This window comes from Kitasatospora sp. NPDC053308, assembly GCF_055585785.1.
Window position 1 is genome coordinate 858,680 of sequence record NZ_JBVJJY010000001.1, and the last position, 17,662, is coordinate 876,341.

Here is a 17,662-nt window from a genome sequence, read left to right on the forward strand (position 1 = left end):
CCGTCCGACGAGGGGGTCGTTCCGCCGGGCTGCCCCCGGCCCCGGTCGGCGGTGCGGCGTGGCCCCGATGCCGTCGCGGTGCCGCGGCGGTGGTGCCGCAGCGGTGGGGCCGCGTCGGCGGCGGTGCCGCTCGGGCGGTGTGGCGGCGGCGGTGTCGCCTCGGTCACAAGGGAACAAGGTCCCCGGCCCCACCCGTTGAGCGGGCAAGAGGGACGAGGCAGAAAGGGCTTCCCCACCGCACCATTGGAGGGCCTGACGTGCACCGCCGGCACAACGGACTGAGGACCGCCGTCCTGCTCGGCGGCCTCTCGGCGCTGATCCTGGTGATCGGCAGCTTCTTCGGCCGCACCGGCTTCGTGATCGCCCTGCTGGTCGCCCTCGGGACCAACGCCTACGCGTACTGGAACAGCGACAAGCTCGCGCTGCGGGCCATGCGGGCCCGGCCGGTCAGCGAGTTCGAGGCCCCCCAGCTGTACCGGATCGTGCGCGAGCTCTCCACGGCCGCCCGCCAGCCGATGCCCCGCCTCTACATCTCCCCGACCCCGGCCCCGAACGCCTTCGCCACCGGCCGCAACCCGCGCAACGCCGCGGTCTGCTGCACGGAGGGCATCCTGCGCCTGCTGGACGAGCGCGAGCTGCGGGGCGTGCTCGGGCACGAGCTGAGCCACGTCTACAACCGGGACATCCTGATCTCCTCGGTCGCCGGGGCGCTCGCCTCGGTGGTGATGTTCCTGGTGAACTTCGCCTGGCTGGTGCCGTTCGGCCGCGACGAGGACGACGACGGGCCGGGCCTGGTCGGGATGCTCGCCATCATGATCCTCGGGCCGCTCGCCGCCGGGCTGATCCAGATGGCGGTCAGCCGCTCCCGCGAGTACCAGGCCGACGCCGACGGCGCCCGGATCACCGGGGACCCGCTGGCCCTCGCCGGCGCCCTCCGCAAGCTGGACGCCGGCACCCGGCAGCTTCCGCTGCCGCCCGAGCCGCAGCTCCAGACGGCGAGCCACATGATGATCGCCAGCCCGTTCCGCCCCGGCGAGGCCGGCGCCCGGCTCTTCTCGACCCACCCGCCGATGGCCGAGCGGATCGCCCGCCTGGAGCGGATGGCGGGGTACGGGCGGTAGCGGTCCGCCGAGGCGTTCCCGCGCCGGGGGCGGCTCGGCTCGGCCCGTCGTCCTCGTGTGAGCCGGTCAGCCCCTCGTCTCCTCGTACGCCAGCCGGAGGCGGTGCACGCCCTCGGCCACCTGGGCGGCACTGTCGGCGGCGGCGTAGCTGAGGCGCAGGTGGGGAGCCGGGGGCTCGGCGGCGTGGTACGGGCGCCCGGGGGTGACCTGGACGCCGGCGCGCCGGGCGGCGGCGGTGAGGGCGCCGTCGTCGGTGCCGTCCGGGAGGCGCAGCCACAGGTGGTAGCCGCCGGGGCGGTGGTGGTCGAGGAGGCCGGGCAGCTCGCGGTGGAGGGCGGCGACGGCGGCGGTGCGGCGGTCGCGCAGTTCGGCGCCGAGGGCGCGCAGGTGGCGGGCCCAGCCGGGGTCGGAGACCAGCTCCAGCGTGGCCTCCTGGAGCGGGCGGGGCACGAAGAAGCTGTCCACCACCTGGGTGGCCCGCAACCGGGCGAGGGCCGGGCCGCGGGCGGTGAGGGCGCCGATCCGCAGGTTGGGGGAGGCGGCCTTGGTGAGCGAGCGCAGGTGCACCACGACCCCGTCCCGGTCGTCGGCGGCGAGCGGGCGCGGCAGCGCGGGGGCGTCCGCGTGGACCAGCAGCCGGGCGAAGTCGTCCTCGACCACGAACGCCCCGGCCGCCCGGGCGATCCGCAGGACCTCCTCCCGTCGGCCGGGGGAGAGCACCGCACCGGTGGGGTTCTGGAACAGCGGCTGGCAGACGAAGACCCGCGCCCGAGTGGCGGCGAAGGCGTCCGCCAGCAGGTCGGTGCGGACGCCGTCGGCGTCGACCGGGACGGGGACGGGGCGCAGCCCGGCGGCCCGGACGACCGCCAGGATGCCGGAGTACGTCGGTGACTCCACCAGCACCGGCGAGCCGGGGGCGGCCAGGGAGCGCATGGCCACGGTGAGCCCGCCCTGCCCGCCGGAGGTGATCAGGACGTCCCCGGTGCCGATCGGCCCGCCGTGGCCGCCGATGTCGCGGGCGAACCAGCCGCGCAGCTCGGTCAGGCCGTCCACGGGCGGGCGGTCCCAGGCGCCGGGGCGCCGGCCCGCCCGGGCGAGGGCGGCGGCGAGCAGGCGTTCGGGCAGCAGGGAGGAGTGCGGGTAGCCGCTGTTGAGGTCGATGACGTCGGGCGGCGGCACCCGGAGGGTGGCGAGGACCGGCTCGGCGAACAGGTCCCGCGGGCCGGAGTCGGCGCTGAGCGCGATCTCCTGCCAGGAGAGGTCGCCGCTGCGGCCGGGCGGCGCGGCGGGGGCGGCCGGGGCGGCGGCGAAGGGGGCCGCCCGGAAGACCCCGGCACCCGGCCGGGAGACCACCAGCCCCTCGGCGACGAGCACCGCGATGGCCCGGGAGACGGTCACCGGGCTGACCTGATGGCGTTCCATCAGCACCCGGCTGGCGGGCAGCTTCCGCCCCTCCGGGTAGCGCTCCACTTCTCGCCGCAGGCTTTCGGCGAGTTCGGCCACACTGCTACGCTCGGTCATGAAGACACAAGATAGCGCTATCCCCGTCCGGGCGATAGCACCGTCGACGGCCCCTCGGTACGGCGCGGCCTCCGGCACCGCCCTCGCCGCTCTCGCAGTGGCCTCCTTCTCGCTCAGTTTCCCGGCCACCGCGTGGTCCCTGAGCGGCTTCGGCCCGTGGTCCGCCACCGGTCTGCGCGGTGCCCTGGCCGGGGTGCTGGCCGCGCTCTACCTGCTGGCTGCGGGCGCCCGGCTGCCGGAGCGGCGGCACTGGTCCGCCCTGCTGGTGGTCTCCGGCGGCTGCGTCCTCGGCTTCCCGCTGCTGACCACGCTCGCCCTGCGGACCTCCTCGACCGCCCACTCGGCGGTGGTGATCGGCGTCCTGCCGCTGGCCACCGCGGTGGTCTCGGCGCTGCGCACCGGCCGTCGGCCGTCCCGGGCGTTCTGGGCGGCGGCGCTGGCGGGCGCGGCGGCCGTGCTCGTCTTCACCCTGGTGCAGAGCCACGGCCGGCCGACCGTCGCGGACCTCTTCCTCTTCGTCGGGCTGGTGGTCTGCGCGGCCGGGTACGCCGAGGGCGGCCGGCTCTCCCGGGACCTCCCGGGCGCCCAGGTGATCGCCTGGGCGGTGGTGGCCGCGCTGCCGGTGATGCTGCTGACCTCCGCGTTCGGGCTGGCCACCGAGCCGGTGCAGATCGGGCCGAAGGCGCTCGCCGGGCTGGCGTACATCGCGGCGGTGTCGCAGTTCGGCGGGTTCGTGCTCTGGTACCGGGGGATGGCCGCGATCGGCGTGCCGCGGGCCAGTCAGCTGCAGCTCGGGCAGCCGCTGCTGACGCTGGTGTGGTCGGTGCTGCTGCTCGGCGAGGACCTGCCGGCCGCCGCGCCGGTCACCGCCGCCGTGGTGCTGGTCTGCATCGCGGTGACCCAGCGGGCCCGGGCCTGAGCCGGGGGCGGCGGGGGCGGATACGGGACTGGTGGGGGCGGTGCTGAGCAGGGGGCGGGGGCGGGGCGGGAGCGGTGACCGGGGCCGGTGACAGGGGGCCGGTCGGGCTCCGTCCGGTCCGGGCGACGGGGCCCGGTCCGTCCGGGGGAGCGCGCAGGGGCGTCCCGCCGGGCGCCGACCCCACCGCCCGTGCGCCCCACCGCCCGTGCGCCCCACCGCCCGTGCGCCCCAGGGCCCTTGCGCCGACCGGTCCGGTGCCGACCCTCGCTCGTTAGGATGAAGCTGCGCCCGTCGGTCCGGGCGCGGCATCCGGAGGGAGTGGGCCGCCATGGCAGACGAGAGGGACGCCCCGGCCGCCGGTGACGCGCCGGCCAGACGCCGCGGCCAGGGCGAGCTGGAGGCGCAGGTGCTGGCGGTGCTCCAGCAGGCACCGGGCCCGGCCACCGCGGGGTGGGTCCAGGAACGTCTGGAGGGCGACCTGGCGTACACCACGGTGATGACCATCCTGTCCCGGCTGCACGCCAAGAACGCCGTCTCGCGCAGCCGTTCCGGCCGCTCCTACCTCTGGCAGGCCTCCTCCGACGCCGCCGGCCTGGCGGCGCTGCGGATGCGCCGGATGCTCGACGGGGAGGCGGACCGGGACGCCGTCCTGGCCAGCTTCGTCAGCGCGCTGCTGCCGCACGACGAGGAACTGCTCCGGGCGCTGCTCGACGCCGCCTCCGCCGATCCGGCAGCGACCGACCGTGAGAGCTGACCCGTGGGCTTCTTCGTCTTCCTCCCGCTCGTCCTGCCGCTCACCGCGGTCCCGATCGCTCGGCTGACCGAGCAGCACCTGCACCCGCGCGGCGCGACCCGGCTGATGACCGCGATCAGCGCGGTGATGGCGGTGTGCAGCGTGCTCTGCCTCGGCCTGATCGGCGTGGTGGGCACCGCGCAGATCCCCGGGAACCCGCTGCCGGACAGCTGGTCCGATCCGGAGGTGCGGGCCGCGCTGCCGTACCACGAGACGGTCGGCACGGCCGCGATGTGGCTGCTCGCCCTGGTCGGCATCGCCTGTGGCCGGACGGTCGTCCGGCACCTGCGGGTGCGCGCCCGGGCCCGGCGGGCGCTGTCCGGGCTGCCCGCGGCCGCCGCGCCGTGCGACGACCTCGCGGTGCTACCGGACCTCAGCCCCTACGCCTACGCCCTGCCCGGTTCGCCGGGGCGGGTGGTGGTCTCCACCGGGATGCTGGACGGCCTGGCGGCGGACGAGCGGGAGGCGCTGCTCGCGCACGAGCGGGCGCACCTGCGCCACCGCCACCACCGGTACCTGCTGACCACCCAGCTCGCCGCCTGCGTCAACCCGTTCCTGCGGCCGCTGCAGAACGCGGTGGCGTACAGCGCGGAGCGGTGGGCGGACGAGGACTCGGCCCAGGTCGTCGGGGACCGCCGGATCACCGCGCGGGCGGTGGCCCGGGCGGCCCTGGTCTCGCGCACCGCCCCGGCGCCCGGCTTCGCGGCCTTCGCCGCCCCGGGCGCGGCGGCCGGGCCGGTGCCGCGCCGGGTCGCCGCGCTGCTCGGGCCGGTGCCGACCTCCCGCAACTGGCCGCCGGCCAAGACCCCGGCGGGCCTGGCGGCGATGGTCGCCGCGATCGGCACGGCGGCGTCGGCGCTGTGCGCGCTCAACGCCGCCGTGGCCCTGCTGGTGGTGCTGAAGGCCGTCACCCCGCTGTAAGGCGTCACCTCGCTGTAAGGCGTCGGCCCGTTGTAGCCGTCATCCCGCAGTAGGTGTCGGCCCCCGCTGCAGCCGTCATCTCGTTGTGGATGGCGGCCCCGGCTGCAGCCGTCACCGTCGCCTTGCCCGGCCGGTGGACGGCGCGGGCGGCTCAGTCCGCGATCCGGACGAGCATCTTGCCGGTGTTGGCGCCGCGCAGCATGCCGAGGAAGGCCTCCACCACGCGGTCGAAGCCGTCCACGACCGTCTCGTCCGGGACGACGGCGCCCGACCGCAGGTGCGGGACGAGGAAGTCGTACAGCTCGGGCCGGGCGTCCAGGTGGTTGCTGACCAGGAAGCCCTCCAGCCGCAGGCTCTTGCCGACCACGTCGTAGAGGTTGCGCGGCGCGGACGGCGGGTCCTGCAGGTGGTTGTACTGGGCGACGGCGCCGCACCAGGCGATCCGGCCGTGGTCGCGCAGGGCGCCGATGGCCGCCTCCAGGTGGTCGCCGCCGACGTTGTCGAGGTAGACGTGCAGCCCCTCGGGGGCGGCCTCGCGCAGCCGTTCGGCGATCGGGCCGTCGTGGTAGTCGAAGGCGGCGTCGTAACCGAGGTGCTCGGTGAGGCGGGCGGCCTTGGCGGCGGAGCCGGTGCTGCCGACGATCCGCCCCGCGCCCAGCAGCCGGGCCAGCTGTCCGGCGGCGGTGCCCACGCCGCCGGCGGCCGCCGAGACGAACACCGTCTCGCCGGGCTGGAGGCGGGCGATCCTGGTCAGGCCGACCCAGGCGGACAGGCCGGTGCCGCCGAGCACCGACAGGTGGGCGCTGAGCGGGACCCCGGCGAAGTCGGGCAGCAGGTTCGCCCGCTCGGCGGTGACCACCGAGTGGGTGCGCCAGGCCTGGCGGTGGAAGACCACCGCCCCGACGGGCAGGGCGTCCGACCGGGACTCCACCACTCGGCCGAGGGTGCGGCCCTCCAACGGGGCGTGCAGCTCCCAGCCGCCCTCGTCCATCAGCTCGCGCATGTACGGGTCGACGGACTGGTAGAGGTTCTCGACCAGGGCCTCACCGGCCGCGAGCGCCGGGACGGTCTCCTCGACGAAGGCGAAGTTCTCGGCGGTCGGCGCACCGGCGGGGCGGGAGACCAGGTGGACGGCGCGGGCGGTGGGGCGGGACATCGGGTGCTCCGGGCTGCTCAGGACGGCGGGACGTGATCACCGTAGGAAGCGGGGGAGCGGCCGGGCAGGGGGCCGGGTCGATGGAACGGCGCCTTCCATGAACGGTATCGATGGATCGACCCAAGGATCGGGACTGGCGGATCGGGACCGACGGATCGGACCGAAGGATCGGCATCGATGGACCGGGGCTAGATTCGGGCGCATGACCGATCTCGCCCCGCAGGAGCTGCGGATCCTGGTCGCCGTCGACGAGGAGCAGAGCTTCACGGCGGCCGCCGCGCGCCTGGCCACGACCCAGTCCGCCGTCTCGCACACCGTGCGCGTCTGCGAGCGGAAGCTCGGCGCGGTGCTCTTCGACCGCGGGCGCCACGGCGCGCGCCCCACCGAGGCCGGTGCCAGGGCGGTCGCGTACGCCCGCCGGATCCTGCGGCTGCTGGACACGATGGGCCCCGAGGTGCGGCGCGCCGGAGCGGACGGTCCGTTGACCGGCACCCTGCGGATCGCCGCTTTCCGCAGTGTCGCCGCCCACCTGCTGCCGGCCGTCCTGGCCCGGCTCGCCGAGAGCCACCCCGGGATCGGCGCGCACGTCCGGATCGTCCGGGAGATCGGCCGCGGCACCGCCGGGGAGGTCGCCGACGGCCGCGCCGACCTCGGGCTGGCCACCCTGGACGCCGACGGCCCGTCGCCCGTCCCCGGCCTGGTCGCGGTGCGCCTGTACGAGGAGACGTACGCGCTGGCGCACCCGCAGGGCCACCCCGCGCCGCGCGAGCTCCCCCTGGTCGACTGGGACGAGAACTGCGGCTCGTACACCCGGGACTGGTGGCAGCGGCAGGACTGGATCCCGCCCGCGACCGTGGACGTGGAGGACGACACGGTGGCCCTGTCGCTCGTCGCCCAGGGCCTCGGCATGGCGATCATGCCCCGGACGGCCCTGCTCGGTGCCCCGGCCGGGCTCGCCGTCACCGATCTCGGGCCGCGCCCGCCCAGCCGCTTCGTCGGGTACGTCACCACGCCCGAGCTGGCCGGGTCGGCGGCGGTCCGGGCGTTGATCCGCGAGCTGCGCGAGGTCCGGCTGCCGGCGGGGCTGGCGCCCGTCGGGGCCCCGCCCGCCCGCACCGCGCCCGCCGGGGCCCCGCCCGCCCGGACCGCGCCCGCCCGCACCGCGCCCGCCCGCACCGCGCCCGCCCGCACCGCGCCCGCCCGCACCGCGAGCGACGGCCGGTGAGCACTCGCCGACGGCCGGGCCCTCGGCGGCCGGTCAGCTCCGGACCGCTGCTCAGCCCCGGAGCGCTGCTGCCCCGCACCGCTGCTCAGTCCTCGTCGTCGGCTGAGCCGTCGACCGCCTCGCGCAGGGTCCGGAACTCCGCCGCCAGCCCGTCCAGGGTGTAGTGCGCGTTGAGGCCGCTGGGGTTGGGCAGCACCCACACCTCGGTGTCGCCGATGCCCTCCGGCTGGCGCCCGATCGCGGCCCGCCGCTGCCCGAAGGCCGTCCGGTAGGCGCCGATGCCGAGGACGGCCAGCACGCGCGGGCGCAGCCGCAGCACCCGCGCGCGGAGCGCGGCGCCGCCTTCGCGGAGCTCCTCGACGGTGAGCTCGTCCGCCTTGGCGGTGGTGCGCGGGGCGACGTTGGTGATGCCCAGGCCGAGCGCGAGCAGCTGGTCCTGTTCGTCCGGGCGGTACTGGCGCTCGGTGAAGCCGGAGCGGTGCAGGGCCGGCCAGAAGCGGTTGCCGGGCCGGGCGAAGTGGTGCCCGGTGGCTCCGGACCACAGGCCCGGGTTGATGCCGCAGAACAGCACCCGCAGCCCGGGCCCGATCACGTCCGGGATGGTGGTGTCCTTGGCGGCGAGCAGCTGTTCGGCGGTGGGCTTCATCGGCGCCGGGGCGGCTTTCCGCGCCGGGACGGTTCCAGGGGCGGGGGCGGGCTGGACCGGGGCGGGCTGCACCGGTTCTCCGGAGGGGTTCGTCGGTGTCTGCGGCTTCACCGGGCCAAGTCTGCCGTGCCCGCCACCGCCACCGCCGCCGTACGGCGGTTGCGCAGCCACCGCAGTCCGAAGACCACCGCGGCCGCGTACGCCCAGCCGACGAAGACGTCGATGATGAAGTGCTCCGCGCCGTAGACCAGGGTGAACGTCATCGCGAGCGGATAGGCGACCAGCACCGCGCGCAGCCAGGGCCGGGCGGTGGGCCAGAAGAAGAACAGCAGCATCGCGGGGTAGGCGGAGTGCAGCGAGGGCATCGCGGCGACGTCGTTGGCGAACTGGCTGCCGTTCTCCAGCAGCGAGTCGGCCTGCGGCAGCCCGCTCACCGAGATCACCTCCCAGACCACCCGGGACAGGTGCGGCATGTTGCCCTCCTGGGCGACCAGCCAGGGCGGGTCGGCCGGGTAGAGCAGGTAGGTGGCGAAGCCCGCGAAGGTGAGCGTCAGGTAGCAGCCCAGCAGCTGCCGGAACCGGTGGTGCGCGCGTCGCCAGAGCACGGCGAGCAGCAGGAAGACCACGAAGAAGTGCGACAGGTAGACGCACACCGCCGCGTAGTCGTACCAGTGCGGCGATCCGGGGGTGTAGAGGGCGTGCTGGAGCCGGACGGTCCAGGTCTCGCCGAAGCCGAGCACCTCGTCGAAGCGCAGCTGCGGCAGCCAGTGCGGGGCCCACGGGGTGTGCGCGCCGAAGCCGCGCAGCAGCGAGTACGCCCAGACCACGGCCATCACCGGCACCCAGTCGCGCAGCACCAGGAGGAAGCCGCGCCGGCCGTGCCCGCTGTGCACGGCGGCGGTGAGCAGGGCGCCGATCAGCCAGAGGAACAGCACGTCGTTGGCGGACGGGATGCCCTCGACGCTCAGGAACCGGGCGAGGCCGGCCAGGTAGAGCGGCCACGCCAGGAAGCGGAGTCTCGACCAGCCCGTCACGCGGGGGCGGGGCGGAGGCACCGGGCGCGGCTGCCCGGTCCGCGGGGTCCGCGGGGCCGGGGAGAGGGTCTTGGTCATGCGCACCGAAATTAGCAAGCCAAACTTGAAGGACTCTGGATGAAGTATGACCGGATCGTAAGAACGCCGGCTCCGATCACCCGAGCAACGGGCATCGCGGCCAGTCCATCCGGGCGCCGGAGCGACCGCATGCGGGCACGTCCGAGCGGGTGACCGTGGGGGCGGCGGCCGTCGGCGGGGTGCCGGTGCGCCCCGGTCGTGGGGGCCGTGGGCACCGCGTCTTCCTGGCCGCGGTCCGTCCGGAACATGACGGTGCTCAGCCTGCTCTACGGTCTCCGGCCGGGCACGGAATCATAAATTCCGGGCCGACTGTCAGTGCGGTGGGACAGCATGTCCGGCATGTCCTACGAACTCCAGGCGCTGATAGGAACATTGGAGCTGCTGCGGGTGGCTGCCGCAGAGGTTCCGGCGGCCCGGCTGGTGCCGCTGGCCCAGGGGCTGGCGCTGATCCCGGTGACCTCCGGAGTCCTCGCCGCGCTCCAGGGCGACGACAGCGTACGGAAACCGGCCGGTGGGGCCGGGTCCGGCTGGTACTCGGACGGCTTCGAACTCCGGCTCGCCGCTTGGTCGAAGGCCGGTCCGGTCGCGTGCGTGGAGGCCGCGTACGTCGGCGGCAGCGGCAGCCAGCGGGCCGCGGTGTGGTCGGACGGCCGCGTCGTCCTCGGCCCGCTCGCCCTCGGCGAGTTCGAGGCCGCGCCGCCCGAGGGGGCCCCGATCTCCCGCGCCCTGCGCCGTCTCGGCGCGCGCACCGAGGAGGGCCGGGCGGACGAGTTCGACTCGGTCGGCCTGGGCGCGTACCGCAGCACCGCGGGCTGGGCCGCCGCCGGCTGAGGCGCCGCGCACCGTTCGGCGTACCAGCGGTGGCCGGGGCAGGACTGCTGCCCGAGCGTGTGATGCAGGCGATCTCGCCTGATCCACAGTGAGAGGAAGCAGTACCCATGCGTGCCATCCGGATGGCCGTCGTGCTGACCGCAGCGTTCGCGCTGACCACGGTCGCCACCGCGTCCGCCACCGCCGCCGGCAGCGAAGCCCCGGCCTCCCGTACCACCGCCTCCACCCGGGCCGTTCCGGCCATGCCCGCGCTGCCCGCCATGCCCGCGCTGCCCGCGATGCCCGCGATGCCCGCCGCGCTCGCCTCGTCCGTCAGCCCCGTGACGGTCCCGGCCGCACCGGACACGCTCCCGGCCGCCGACCCGGCGACCCCGGCGCTCCCGGTCGCGGACCCGGCCGTCCCCGACCTGCCGGCCCTCCCGGCCACGCCGGACCCGAGCGCCGCCCTCGGGGCGGTCGACGACATCGTCAAGCTGGTCACCGGCCTGCTCTCGACGGTGACCTCCGCCGTCCCCGACCTCGGGGCCCTCCAGCAGCTCATCGCCTCCCTGCAGACGATCCTGCAGGGGCTGCTCGGGCAACTGCCGTCCCTGCCGCCGGTGCCCACCCCGACGCCGCCCAAGCTCCCCGGCACCGCGACCTCGACCCACGTGGACGCCGCCACCGTGCAGCACCAGCTGGACGCCCTCCGTGCCCGGGCGCAGGCCCTGGCCGCGGCCCGCTCCCACCCGGCGGCCGCTCGCTGACCTCCCTGTGGACGCGGACGGCCCCGCTCCCTCACCGGGGAGCGGGGCCGTCCGCCGACCGACCGACGGGCCGGCCCGCCGTCAGCGGTAGTTCACGAACTGGATCGCGAAGTCCAGGTCCTTGCCCTTGAGCAGGGCCTGCACGGCCTGGAGGTCGTCGCGGCTCTTCGAGCTGACGCGCAGCTCGTCGCCCTGGACCTGGGCCTTGACGCCCTTCGGGCCCTCGTCACGGATGATCTTCGCGACCTTCTTCGCGTCCTCCGTGGTGATGCCCTCCTTGATGTTGGCGAAGATCTTGTACTCCTTGCCGGAGAGCTGAGGCTCGGCGGCGTCCAGAGCCTTCAGCGACAGGCCGCGCTTGACGAACTTCGTCTGCAGCACGTCGAGGATGGCGCGCACGCGCTCCTCGCCGTTGGCCTTCATCTCGATCTTTTCGCCGGAGCGGCTGATCTCGCCGCCCACGCCCTTGAAGTCGAAGCGCGTCGCGATCTCACGGGAGGTCTGGTTGATCGCGTTGTCGACCTCCTGCCACTCGACCTTCGAGACGATGTCGAAACTGGAGTCGGCCATGGGTGTTGGTCTCCTTGATGCTCTGGCTTCACTGGCACGGCCCGCCCCACCGGGCGTCCGCCGCCCCAGCCTATCCAGCGCCGCCCCGCCCCCGCCCGCGCGGCGGCGTGCCCGTCCTTGATCGTCGCGTCGATCGTCGGATGACCCATCGAGTGGCGGAGCACCCCCCGACATCGGGTATGGTTTACCACGTCGAACGGGGCGAACACCCCGGGCGGCGAACATCCTGGCTGGTTGCCCGAGCGGCCAAAGGGAGCAGACTGTAAATCTGTCGCGCAAGCTACGCAGGTTCGAACCCTGCACCAGCCACAGGATAGAAAAGCGGTCCCTGACCTGCGGAAACGTAGGTGAGGGACCGCTTTTTCGTTGGGTTGACATGCAACGCCGCCGGGACCCCTTTTGGGTGGCTTGTCTCACTTTGCGCCACCCGAATCCCAGCCCTGACCAGGGCACACGGACCAGCTACGGACCAGGATCCGGGGCCGGCGGCGCCAGACGGTTCCGGTTGAGCCGCTTCGAGATCAGCTCGTTGGCGTACTCGACGGTGCCGTGCAGGCACTTCGCGTAGACCCGGAGCATGACAGCCACGCTGTGCCCCGCCCGCCGGGCGACCTCGGTCGGATCGACCCCGGAGTTCAGGCCGAGCGAGATCCCGGCGTGCCGCAGGTCGTACGGCCGCTTGCCGAGCTTCGTGGCGCATTCGGCGGGCGACAGCACCTCGGCGCGGGCCCGCTGCCAGACGACCCCGTACCCGCTCTCCTGCACCATCCCGCCCCGGGACGTCCGGAACAGCCGCCCGTCGGGCGCGGCGCCGAAGGCGGCGACGTGCTCCCGCAGGATCGCCACCAGCTCGGGCGGGATCGGAACGCGGCGGGTCGCCTTCTCGGCCCGGTGCTTCAGCCCACGCTTGTCGTGCGACGTCCCGTCGTCCGTCCAGGACGAGCCGACCCGCGGCCGCGTCTCGTCCAGGACCACGTAGCCCCAGCCCTCGGCGGGCAGGTGGCAGCGGGCGAGCGTGAGGAACACCGCCTCGGCCGGCCGGAGCCAGCCGAAGTAGAGGCAGGCGAAGAAGGCCCGGAGGTGGGCGCCTCGCTTCCCTTGGCGTCCCACCGCCTCGATGAGCGCGGCGGCCTGGTCCTCGTTGACCACCAGGCCCGGGTCGACCTCCTCCTCGGACTCCGGCGGCTGCCACTGGACGGTCGGGAGGGGGTTGGCGGCCAGGTAGCCCTCCTCCACGGCGTAGCCGAAGAGGTGGCCGAGGATGCGGCGCTTGCGCAGGATGACCGAGGGGGCGGCCTTCTTGCCGTCGAGCTTCACAGCGAGGGCGTTCAGCAGACGGCGCACCATCGGCGGCTCCTCGAAGGCGGAGACCGACACGGACTGCTTCTGCACCCACGCCAAGGCCTTGGCCCAGTCCGCCGGCGGCTCATCCCCCCACGCGTTCACGTTGAAGGCCCAGCTGTAGAGCGCCCGCCGGACGATCCGCTTGTCCGGCATGCCGGCCTTCGACTTCACCAGCTCGAACGTGACCGTGGCGAGGGCGTCGGCCCAGGTCGTGCGGGTCTTGGCCGGAGCCCCCTCCCAACGGGCCTCGACGTACCGCCGGCCGAGCTCGTACCAGCTGATCTGCTTCTCCTTGCGGAGCTCGGAGAGCGGCAGGCCACGATCGATGTCGAACGGCTGCCCGTCGCGGAGCGCGGAGATCAGCTCGGACTTCCGGCCGTCGGCCGCGGTCTTGGTCAGGAAGGACTCGGAGAACTCCCGCCCCGCGACGGTCCAGCGGACCATCCAGGGCGCCCGCCGGTCCGGGCGGTGCCGGTGATCCCAGAACTTGACCTTGTACGAGGTGGCCATCAGGCGGCGACCTCGCAGGCTTCGAGCCACGCGTTCAGGTCGGCCCGGTCGACCCGGACCTGGCCGTTGGGGAGCTTGATGAGGCGCGGGGCCTTGCCCCGGGCGCGCATGCGGTAGAAGGCGGCGCGGGACATGCCGAGTTCGGCGAGCACGACGGGGAGCTTGAGCAGTTCGCGCTTGGGCATGGCGAAGTCTCCTGCTGGGGGTGTGAGTGAAGGTCGCGGAGTGTGGCGCGGGCGGGCGCGAGGGGCGGAAGCCGTCAGGGTTGTCAGGGCAACCCGGCGACCTGCGGAAACTGTGCCTGGCGAGATGTCAGGGGCTGTCAGGGCTGTCAGGGGATCTCAGGTATCCCTGACAGCCCTGACGTTCCCTGACCGGCCGTCCGGCGGCGTCTTGGCTGGTCAGGGCTTTGCCCTGGCTTGCCTGACGGCTACCTGATCGCTTCCGCGCCTGTGGGAGTGCTCACGGCTGGATGAACGCGGTAGGTGATGGCCTGGGGGCGGCCGCGCCCGCCGTTGGCGGGCGGCTGGTCGGTGCGGAGCCAACCGTGCTGTTCGAGCAACTGAAGGGCAGGTTCGACGTCCGCGACCTTCTTGAACCTGCGGCTACTGGCGACGGCGTCGTGGGCCTTGATGTGCGTGCGGTGGGTGCCGTCCCGCTTCGGCCGCTGGAGCCACTGGAGGAGCGCGTGGGCGTCCTCAGTCGCGGGGTCGGCTGCGATGAGGTCGAAGACCGCGAGGGTGTGGGCGGTGAAGTACTCGGCGATCTCGGCGGCCCGGTCGACGGCGGCGGCTTGGACAGGCGCGCGCCAGTCGCCAGCGACCTGGTCGCCGAGATGGAGGAGGATGGCGATCCGGGCAATGTGGCCGACGAGCTTTCCGGCCCAGTCCTTGATGTGGGCGAGCGGCTCGTCGGGGCGGAGCTGGACCTCGAACCTCTCCTGGAGCTTCTCCACGGCGAGGTCGGCGGCCTCGGTGAGCACCACGGTGACCGGCTCGTCCAGCGCAGTGAGCGTGCGCAGGAGAGCGGATAGGCGCACGTCGTAGGTGGTGGCGACGGTGTCGGGGACAGGCGCCGTACGGATCTTCCGGTAGCCCAGGTTGGACGGCGGGAGCGAGTACAGGAACCGGGCCAGCAACCCCCGGTCCCGGGCCCCGGGAGCGGCGCCGAGCTCCTGGAGGACGGCCGGCTGCGGGGTGACGCCGATGGTGAGCGCGGGCTTGTCCACAGTGGGCTGCTCGCGGGTGATCCGGTCGGCCTGCAGGCGCTCACCCTTGTGCGCCTGGAGGAACACGCCGAGGTTCGGCTTGCTGCTGTAGCGGCCCACGATGCTGTCGAACAGGTCGCCCTCGGGCGAGAGCGCGGCCAGGCAGCGGTGCACGCCGAGCTGATGGGTGACGGTCTCCGGGGTGATGTCCCCGGACAGGGTCAGCCGCGGACTCGGAGGGACGGTGATCTCCTCCGCCAGCATCCGGGCCGCCGAGATCTCGGCGACCAGGTGGGCGCGGTCGAGGTCGGGGTTCTTGCGGGCCTTCGCCATGAGCGCCTCGACCTCGGCGAGCGCGGCCTCCTTGGCCGTCTCGGCCTCGATGATCCGGGCGCGGGCCTCGGCGCGGAGCTCGTCCTCGATCCGGTAGATCGGCGCGGTCATGAACGCGAACACGTCTGACTTCCGGCTGGCGGGCGGCATCGCGCACACCAGGTAGAGGTTCGACTGCTCGCGCCAGCCGGGCCGGATCTCCACGTTCACCCGCCCGCCGGCGGCGGTCGACAACGCGGCCAGGGCCATGGTGGCCGCCATGTCGGGCGGCGTCTGCGTGAACTCGGCGACCGCCTCCACGTACGCGCCGACCCACTTCGGGAGCGCGTGCACCGGGAAGACCGGGAGCGCGCCGTGGGAACCGAGCGGAACGGGGTCGAGCCAGGTCTCGCCCGATGCGAGATCGGCGAGGGCGGACAACGCGGCGGTGCGGACGGCCTCCAGGTCGGTCTGGTCGTCGCCGGCCATATGGGCGAGGCGGCTGGTGGCGGTGTTGATGCGGCGCCGTTCGGCGGCCACGCGCACGAGCTCGGCGTAGTACTCGCCGTTGGCGGAGGTCGGGGTGGCCTCGACGCAGGCGTGCAGGTAGCCGGCTCCGCCGACGCGGGCCAAGTCACCCTGGGCGCGTAGCACTTCGGCCAGCAGCATCGGGTCCACCGGTCGATCCCCGTTCACCATGCGGGTGATGGCACGCCAGATCGTCTCGTGGGCCGGGTGGTAGAAGGCGCCGGGGTCGCCGAGCTGAGCGGCGAGCACGGGGACCTGGACGGGGTCGAGCAGGGCGGCGCCGATGACGGCCTGCTCGGCGGCCTTCACCTCGGCGGGCTCGGGCCGGAACGGGATCACGTTCGGGGCGTACTCGCTCACCGCTCGTCCTCCGTGGGGAGCTGGTGGTGGTCGAGCCAGGCGAACGCGGAGGTGCTCTGGGCACGGTTGCGGACCTCGGCGTCCGCGCCGGAGACGCTGCCGGGGTAGATCTGGGGGCCGACCAGGCTGGCGTACAGGCGGATGCCGTGGTGCACACAGGCCTTGGCGGCGTCGCCGTGTCGGTCGACGACGGTCACGGCGTCGCGCGGGCCCTCACAGGGGCTGGCGTCGCCGAGGTGGGCGGCCTCGCAGCGGGGCTGCGGCGAGGTGATGTTTCCGGGCATGCTGGACCTCTGGTTCTGAGAGGAATCGGATTGGCCCCGCAGCAACCGCATGTCACCCGGCAAGGTCGGCGGTTGCTGCGGGGCTTCGTGCTGTGTCGGTCAGTCGTCCTCGGGGCCGCAGAGGCAGCTCTCGGGGGTGGCGCCCTGGCCGATCTGGCAGGCGCAGTAGATGAGTCCGAACGGGGTCTCGATGGGCTCGCCGCCGGTGCAGTGGTCGCACTCGCCCGGCGTCCAGTCGCCGGCGTCGAGGTCCTGGTCCATGGAGATCTCCTTCTGGTGATCGACTTCCCCTTCCGGCGGGTGCCGGCGGAAGGGGGTAGGGCGGTAGGTAGGGGAGTGGTAGGGAGGGCGGTAGGGGCGCGCTGACCTGCGGTTCCTACCGCCCTACCGCCACCCGGGAGGGGCCGCGGGAGCGGCCGGGGGAGCGGGGTCAGGCGGCGTCCTGGACGACCGCGGGGACGGTGCCGGGGGCGGTCTCGGGGAGGGCGTTCACGGCCACCGCGAGGCGGTTGCGCTGGCGGCCGTTGAAGGTGAGCTTCTTGCCCTCTACCAGGGCCACCCCCAGTCCCTCCAGGTGGGCCCTCAGATCGGGCAGCTGCCAGCCCTCGAAGAGGCCCCTCGCCTGGCCCTCCTCCAGCACGTGGGCGAGGTGGGCGGCGGTGCCCTGGTCGGACATCTGGGCGACGTACCGGATCAGCGCGTACAGGTCGGCGTCGGCGGGGGTGTCCTGGAGCTCGTCGGCCTGCTTCGCCTCGGCGGGCTCACCGGTCTCGGCCCGGTCACCGGCCTTCGCCTTCTTCGCCTTGTCGGCGGCGGCCTCGGCACGCTTCTCGGCGTCGGCCGTCGCGAGTTCGGCGGCGGCCTCGGTGTTGCCGATCACGACGGCGGCGACCACCCAGAGGACGAGCAGGACGGTGATCGTGGTCGGCGCGTACCGGGCGACGGGGCGGGCCAGGACGGGGGAGAAGAACAGCCCGAGGGCGAGCACTCCTCCGACCTGCTGGCGGGTGACCTTGATGTCCTTGGCGCGGGGCCGGAGGGTCCGGATGATCAGGCGATTGCCCAGGCCGAATGCGGTGACCGATACGCCCGCGAGGTACTGGCGGGGCTTCATCAGGCGCCCACCAGGCCCTTGATGACGGATCCGATCACGGTCAGCGGCAGTGCCCAGATCCCGCCGGCGGCGGCGTAGACGGACGGCACGGTCGCGCCGAGCACCGAGTCCTTGATCGGCGCCGGTTTGGTCCCGAACAGGACGAGGGTCAGGATCGCGGCGACCGCGCCGGCGCCGACGTTGCCGAACGCGGTGCTCTGCGAGGTGAAGGCGTGGGTGAGGCTCTCGCCGACCGTGCCCGGCGCCGAGAAGGCCTGACCCGCCCCGGCGGCGAAGATGCCGAAAACGATCATCAGCCAGGCGGTGTGCTCGTCCTTGTGCTTCTTGGCGAGCTTGCCCTGCTTGTCGGCCTTGCGGCTGCCGAGGATGATCCACACGGCGATGGCCAGGCAGAGGCCGCCGGAGCCGAACGAGCCGAGCAACTGGGTGTCCATGGTCGATC

General features: G+C 74.0%; 19 protein-coding genes and 1 tRNA gene. 8 read left to right on the forward strand and 12 right to left on the reverse strand.

Features of this window, described 5'->3' with window-relative positions:
- Positions 1-257: 257 nt before the first annotated feature.
- Entirely contained in the window at positions 258-1,121 is an 864-nt protein-coding gene (gene htpX / locus ACZ6Y7_RS03935; protein ID WP_465756250.1) for a zinc metalloprotease HtpX, read from the forward strand.
- Between the two features lie 66 nt (positions 1,122-1,187).
- Here the strand turns inward: htpX and ACZ6Y7_RS03940 are convergent, their stop codons facing one another.
- Entirely contained in the window at positions 1,188-2,642 is a 1,455-nt protein-coding gene (locus tag ACZ6Y7_RS03940) for an aminotransferase-like domain-containing protein (protein ID WP_465756251.1), read from the reverse strand.
- On the opposite strand from ACZ6Y7_RS03940, the gene ACZ6Y7_RS03945 reads away from it, so the two are divergent.
- From ACZ6Y7_RS03945 to ACZ6Y7_RS03955, 3 genes are all read left to right on the forward strand, one after another.
- Entirely contained in the window at positions 2,641-3,561 is a 921-nt protein-coding gene (locus ACZ6Y7_RS03945) for a DMT family transporter (protein WP_465756252.1), read from the forward strand. The two genes, ACZ6Y7_RS03940 and ACZ6Y7_RS03945, sit on opposite strands and share 2 nt — an antisense overlap.
- Positions 3,562-3,889: 328 nt before the next feature.
- The gene (locus ACZ6Y7_RS03950; RefSeq protein ID WP_465756253.1) at positions 3,890-4,315 is read left to right on the forward strand and encodes a BlaI/MecI/CopY family transcriptional regulator; all 426 of its coding nucleotides are present in this window, start codon (positions 3,890-3,892) and stop codon (positions 4,313-4,315) included.
- A 3-nt stretch (positions 4,316-4,318) separates the two neighbouring features.
- A complete protein-coding gene (locus ACZ6Y7_RS03955) occupies positions 4,319-5,275 on the forward strand; it encodes a M48 family metalloprotease (RefSeq protein WP_465756254.1) in 957 nt (318 codons plus the stop codon).
- Between the two features lie 151 nt (positions 5,276-5,426).
- Here ACZ6Y7_RS03955 and ACZ6Y7_RS03960 read toward each other — a convergent pair whose 3' ends face one another.
- A complete protein-coding gene (locus ACZ6Y7_RS03960; RefSeq protein WP_465756255.1) occupies positions 5,427-6,431 on the reverse strand; it encodes an NADP-dependent oxidoreductase in 1,005 nt (334 codons plus the stop codon).
- A 202-nt stretch (positions 6,432-6,633) separates the two neighbouring features.
- Here ACZ6Y7_RS03960 and ACZ6Y7_RS03965 point away from each other — a divergent pair, with 202 nt between their 5' ends.
- Complete coding sequence (locus ACZ6Y7_RS03965; RefSeq protein WP_465756256.1) at positions 6,634-7,656, forward strand: LysR family transcriptional regulator; 1,023 nt, start codon at positions 6,634-6,636, stop codon at positions 7,654-7,656.
- An 85-nt stretch (positions 7,657-7,741) separates the two neighbouring features.
- On the opposite strand, the gene mug is transcribed toward ACZ6Y7_RS03965, so the two are convergent.
- Positions 7,742-8,302, reverse strand: coding sequence for a G/U mismatch-specific DNA glycosylase (gene mug / locus ACZ6Y7_RS03970; RefSeq protein ID WP_465756474.1), 561 nt, complete (start codon positions 8,300-8,302; stop codon positions 7,742-7,744).
- 107 nt (positions 8,303-8,409) lie between these two features.
- Entirely contained in the window at positions 8,410-9,414 is a 1,005-nt protein-coding gene (locus ACZ6Y7_RS03975) for a phosphatase PAP2 family protein (RefSeq protein ID WP_465756257.1), read from the reverse strand.
- 339 nt (positions 9,415-9,753) lie between these two features.
- On the opposite strand from ACZ6Y7_RS03975, the gene ACZ6Y7_RS03980 reads away from it, so the two are divergent.
- Both ACZ6Y7_RS03980 and ACZ6Y7_RS03985 read left to right on the forward strand, forming a co-directional pair.
- Positions 9,754-10,245: a hypothetical protein gene (locus ACZ6Y7_RS03980; protein WP_465756258.1), complete on the forward strand. Its 492-nt coding sequence runs from the start codon at positions 9,754-9,756 to the stop codon at positions 10,243-10,245.
- A gap of 107 nt (positions 10,246-10,352) precedes the next feature.
- Complete coding sequence (locus ACZ6Y7_RS03985; protein ID WP_465756259.1) at positions 10,353-10,991, forward strand: hypothetical protein; 639 nt, start codon at positions 10,353-10,355, stop codon at positions 10,989-10,991.
- Positions 10,992-11,072: 81 nt separating this feature from the next.
- Here the strand turns inward: ACZ6Y7_RS03985 and ACZ6Y7_RS03990 are convergent, their stop codons facing one another.
- Complete coding sequence (locus tag ACZ6Y7_RS03990; RefSeq protein WP_045693084.1) at positions 11,073-11,561, reverse strand: YajQ family cyclic di-GMP-binding protein; 489 nt, start codon at positions 11,559-11,561, stop codon at positions 11,073-11,075.
- Between the two features lie 228 nt (positions 11,562-11,789).
- Here ACZ6Y7_RS03990 and ACZ6Y7_RS03995 point away from each other — a divergent pair.
- Positions 11,790-11,870, forward strand: a tRNA-Tyr gene (locus tag ACZ6Y7_RS03995).
- 153 nt (positions 11,871-12,023) lie between these two features.
- On the opposite strand, the gene ACZ6Y7_RS04000 is transcribed toward ACZ6Y7_RS03995, so the two are convergent.
- The 7 genes from ACZ6Y7_RS04000 to ACZ6Y7_RS04030 form a co-directional block, all read right to left on the reverse strand.
- A complete protein-coding gene (locus tag ACZ6Y7_RS04000; RefSeq protein ID WP_465756260.1) occupies positions 12,024-13,415 on the reverse strand; it encodes a tyrosine-type recombinase/integrase in 1,392 nt (463 codons plus the stop codon).
- Positions 13,415-13,600: a helix-turn-helix transcriptional regulator gene (locus ACZ6Y7_RS04005; RefSeq protein ID WP_380412776.1), complete on the reverse strand. Its 186-nt coding sequence runs from the start codon at positions 13,598-13,600 to the stop codon at positions 13,415-13,417. Before ACZ6Y7_RS04005 ends, ACZ6Y7_RS04000 begins: the two co-directional genes overlap by 1 nt.
- A 245-nt stretch (positions 13,601-13,845) precedes the next feature.
- Positions 13,846-15,822, reverse strand: a complete 1,977-nt coding sequence (locus ACZ6Y7_RS04010; RefSeq protein WP_465756261.1) for a YfjI family protein — start codon at positions 15,820-15,822, stop codon at positions 13,846-13,848.
- Positions 15,819-16,106, reverse strand: a complete 288-nt coding sequence (locus tag ACZ6Y7_RS04015; protein ID WP_465756262.1) for a hypothetical protein — start codon at positions 16,104-16,106, stop codon at positions 15,819-15,821. The genes ACZ6Y7_RS04010 and ACZ6Y7_RS04015 overlap by 4 nt, the downstream gene beginning before the upstream one ends.
- 99 nt (positions 16,107-16,205) lie before the next feature.
- Positions 16,206-16,367, reverse strand: coding sequence for a hypothetical protein (locus ACZ6Y7_RS04020; RefSeq protein WP_465756263.1), 162 nt, complete (start codon positions 16,365-16,367; stop codon positions 16,206-16,208).
- Between the two features lie 169 nt (positions 16,368-16,536).
- On the reverse strand, positions 16,537-17,220 hold the full coding sequence (locus ACZ6Y7_RS04025) for a hypothetical protein (RefSeq protein ID WP_465756264.1): 684 nt from the start codon (positions 17,218-17,220) through the stop codon (positions 16,537-16,539).
- Positions 17,220-17,654, reverse strand: coding sequence for a hypothetical protein (locus ACZ6Y7_RS04030; RefSeq protein ID WP_380412784.1), 435 nt, complete (start codon positions 17,652-17,654; stop codon positions 17,220-17,222). The genes ACZ6Y7_RS04025 and ACZ6Y7_RS04030 overlap by 1 nt, the downstream gene beginning before the upstream one ends.
- Positions 17,655-17,662: the final 8 nt, after the last annotated feature.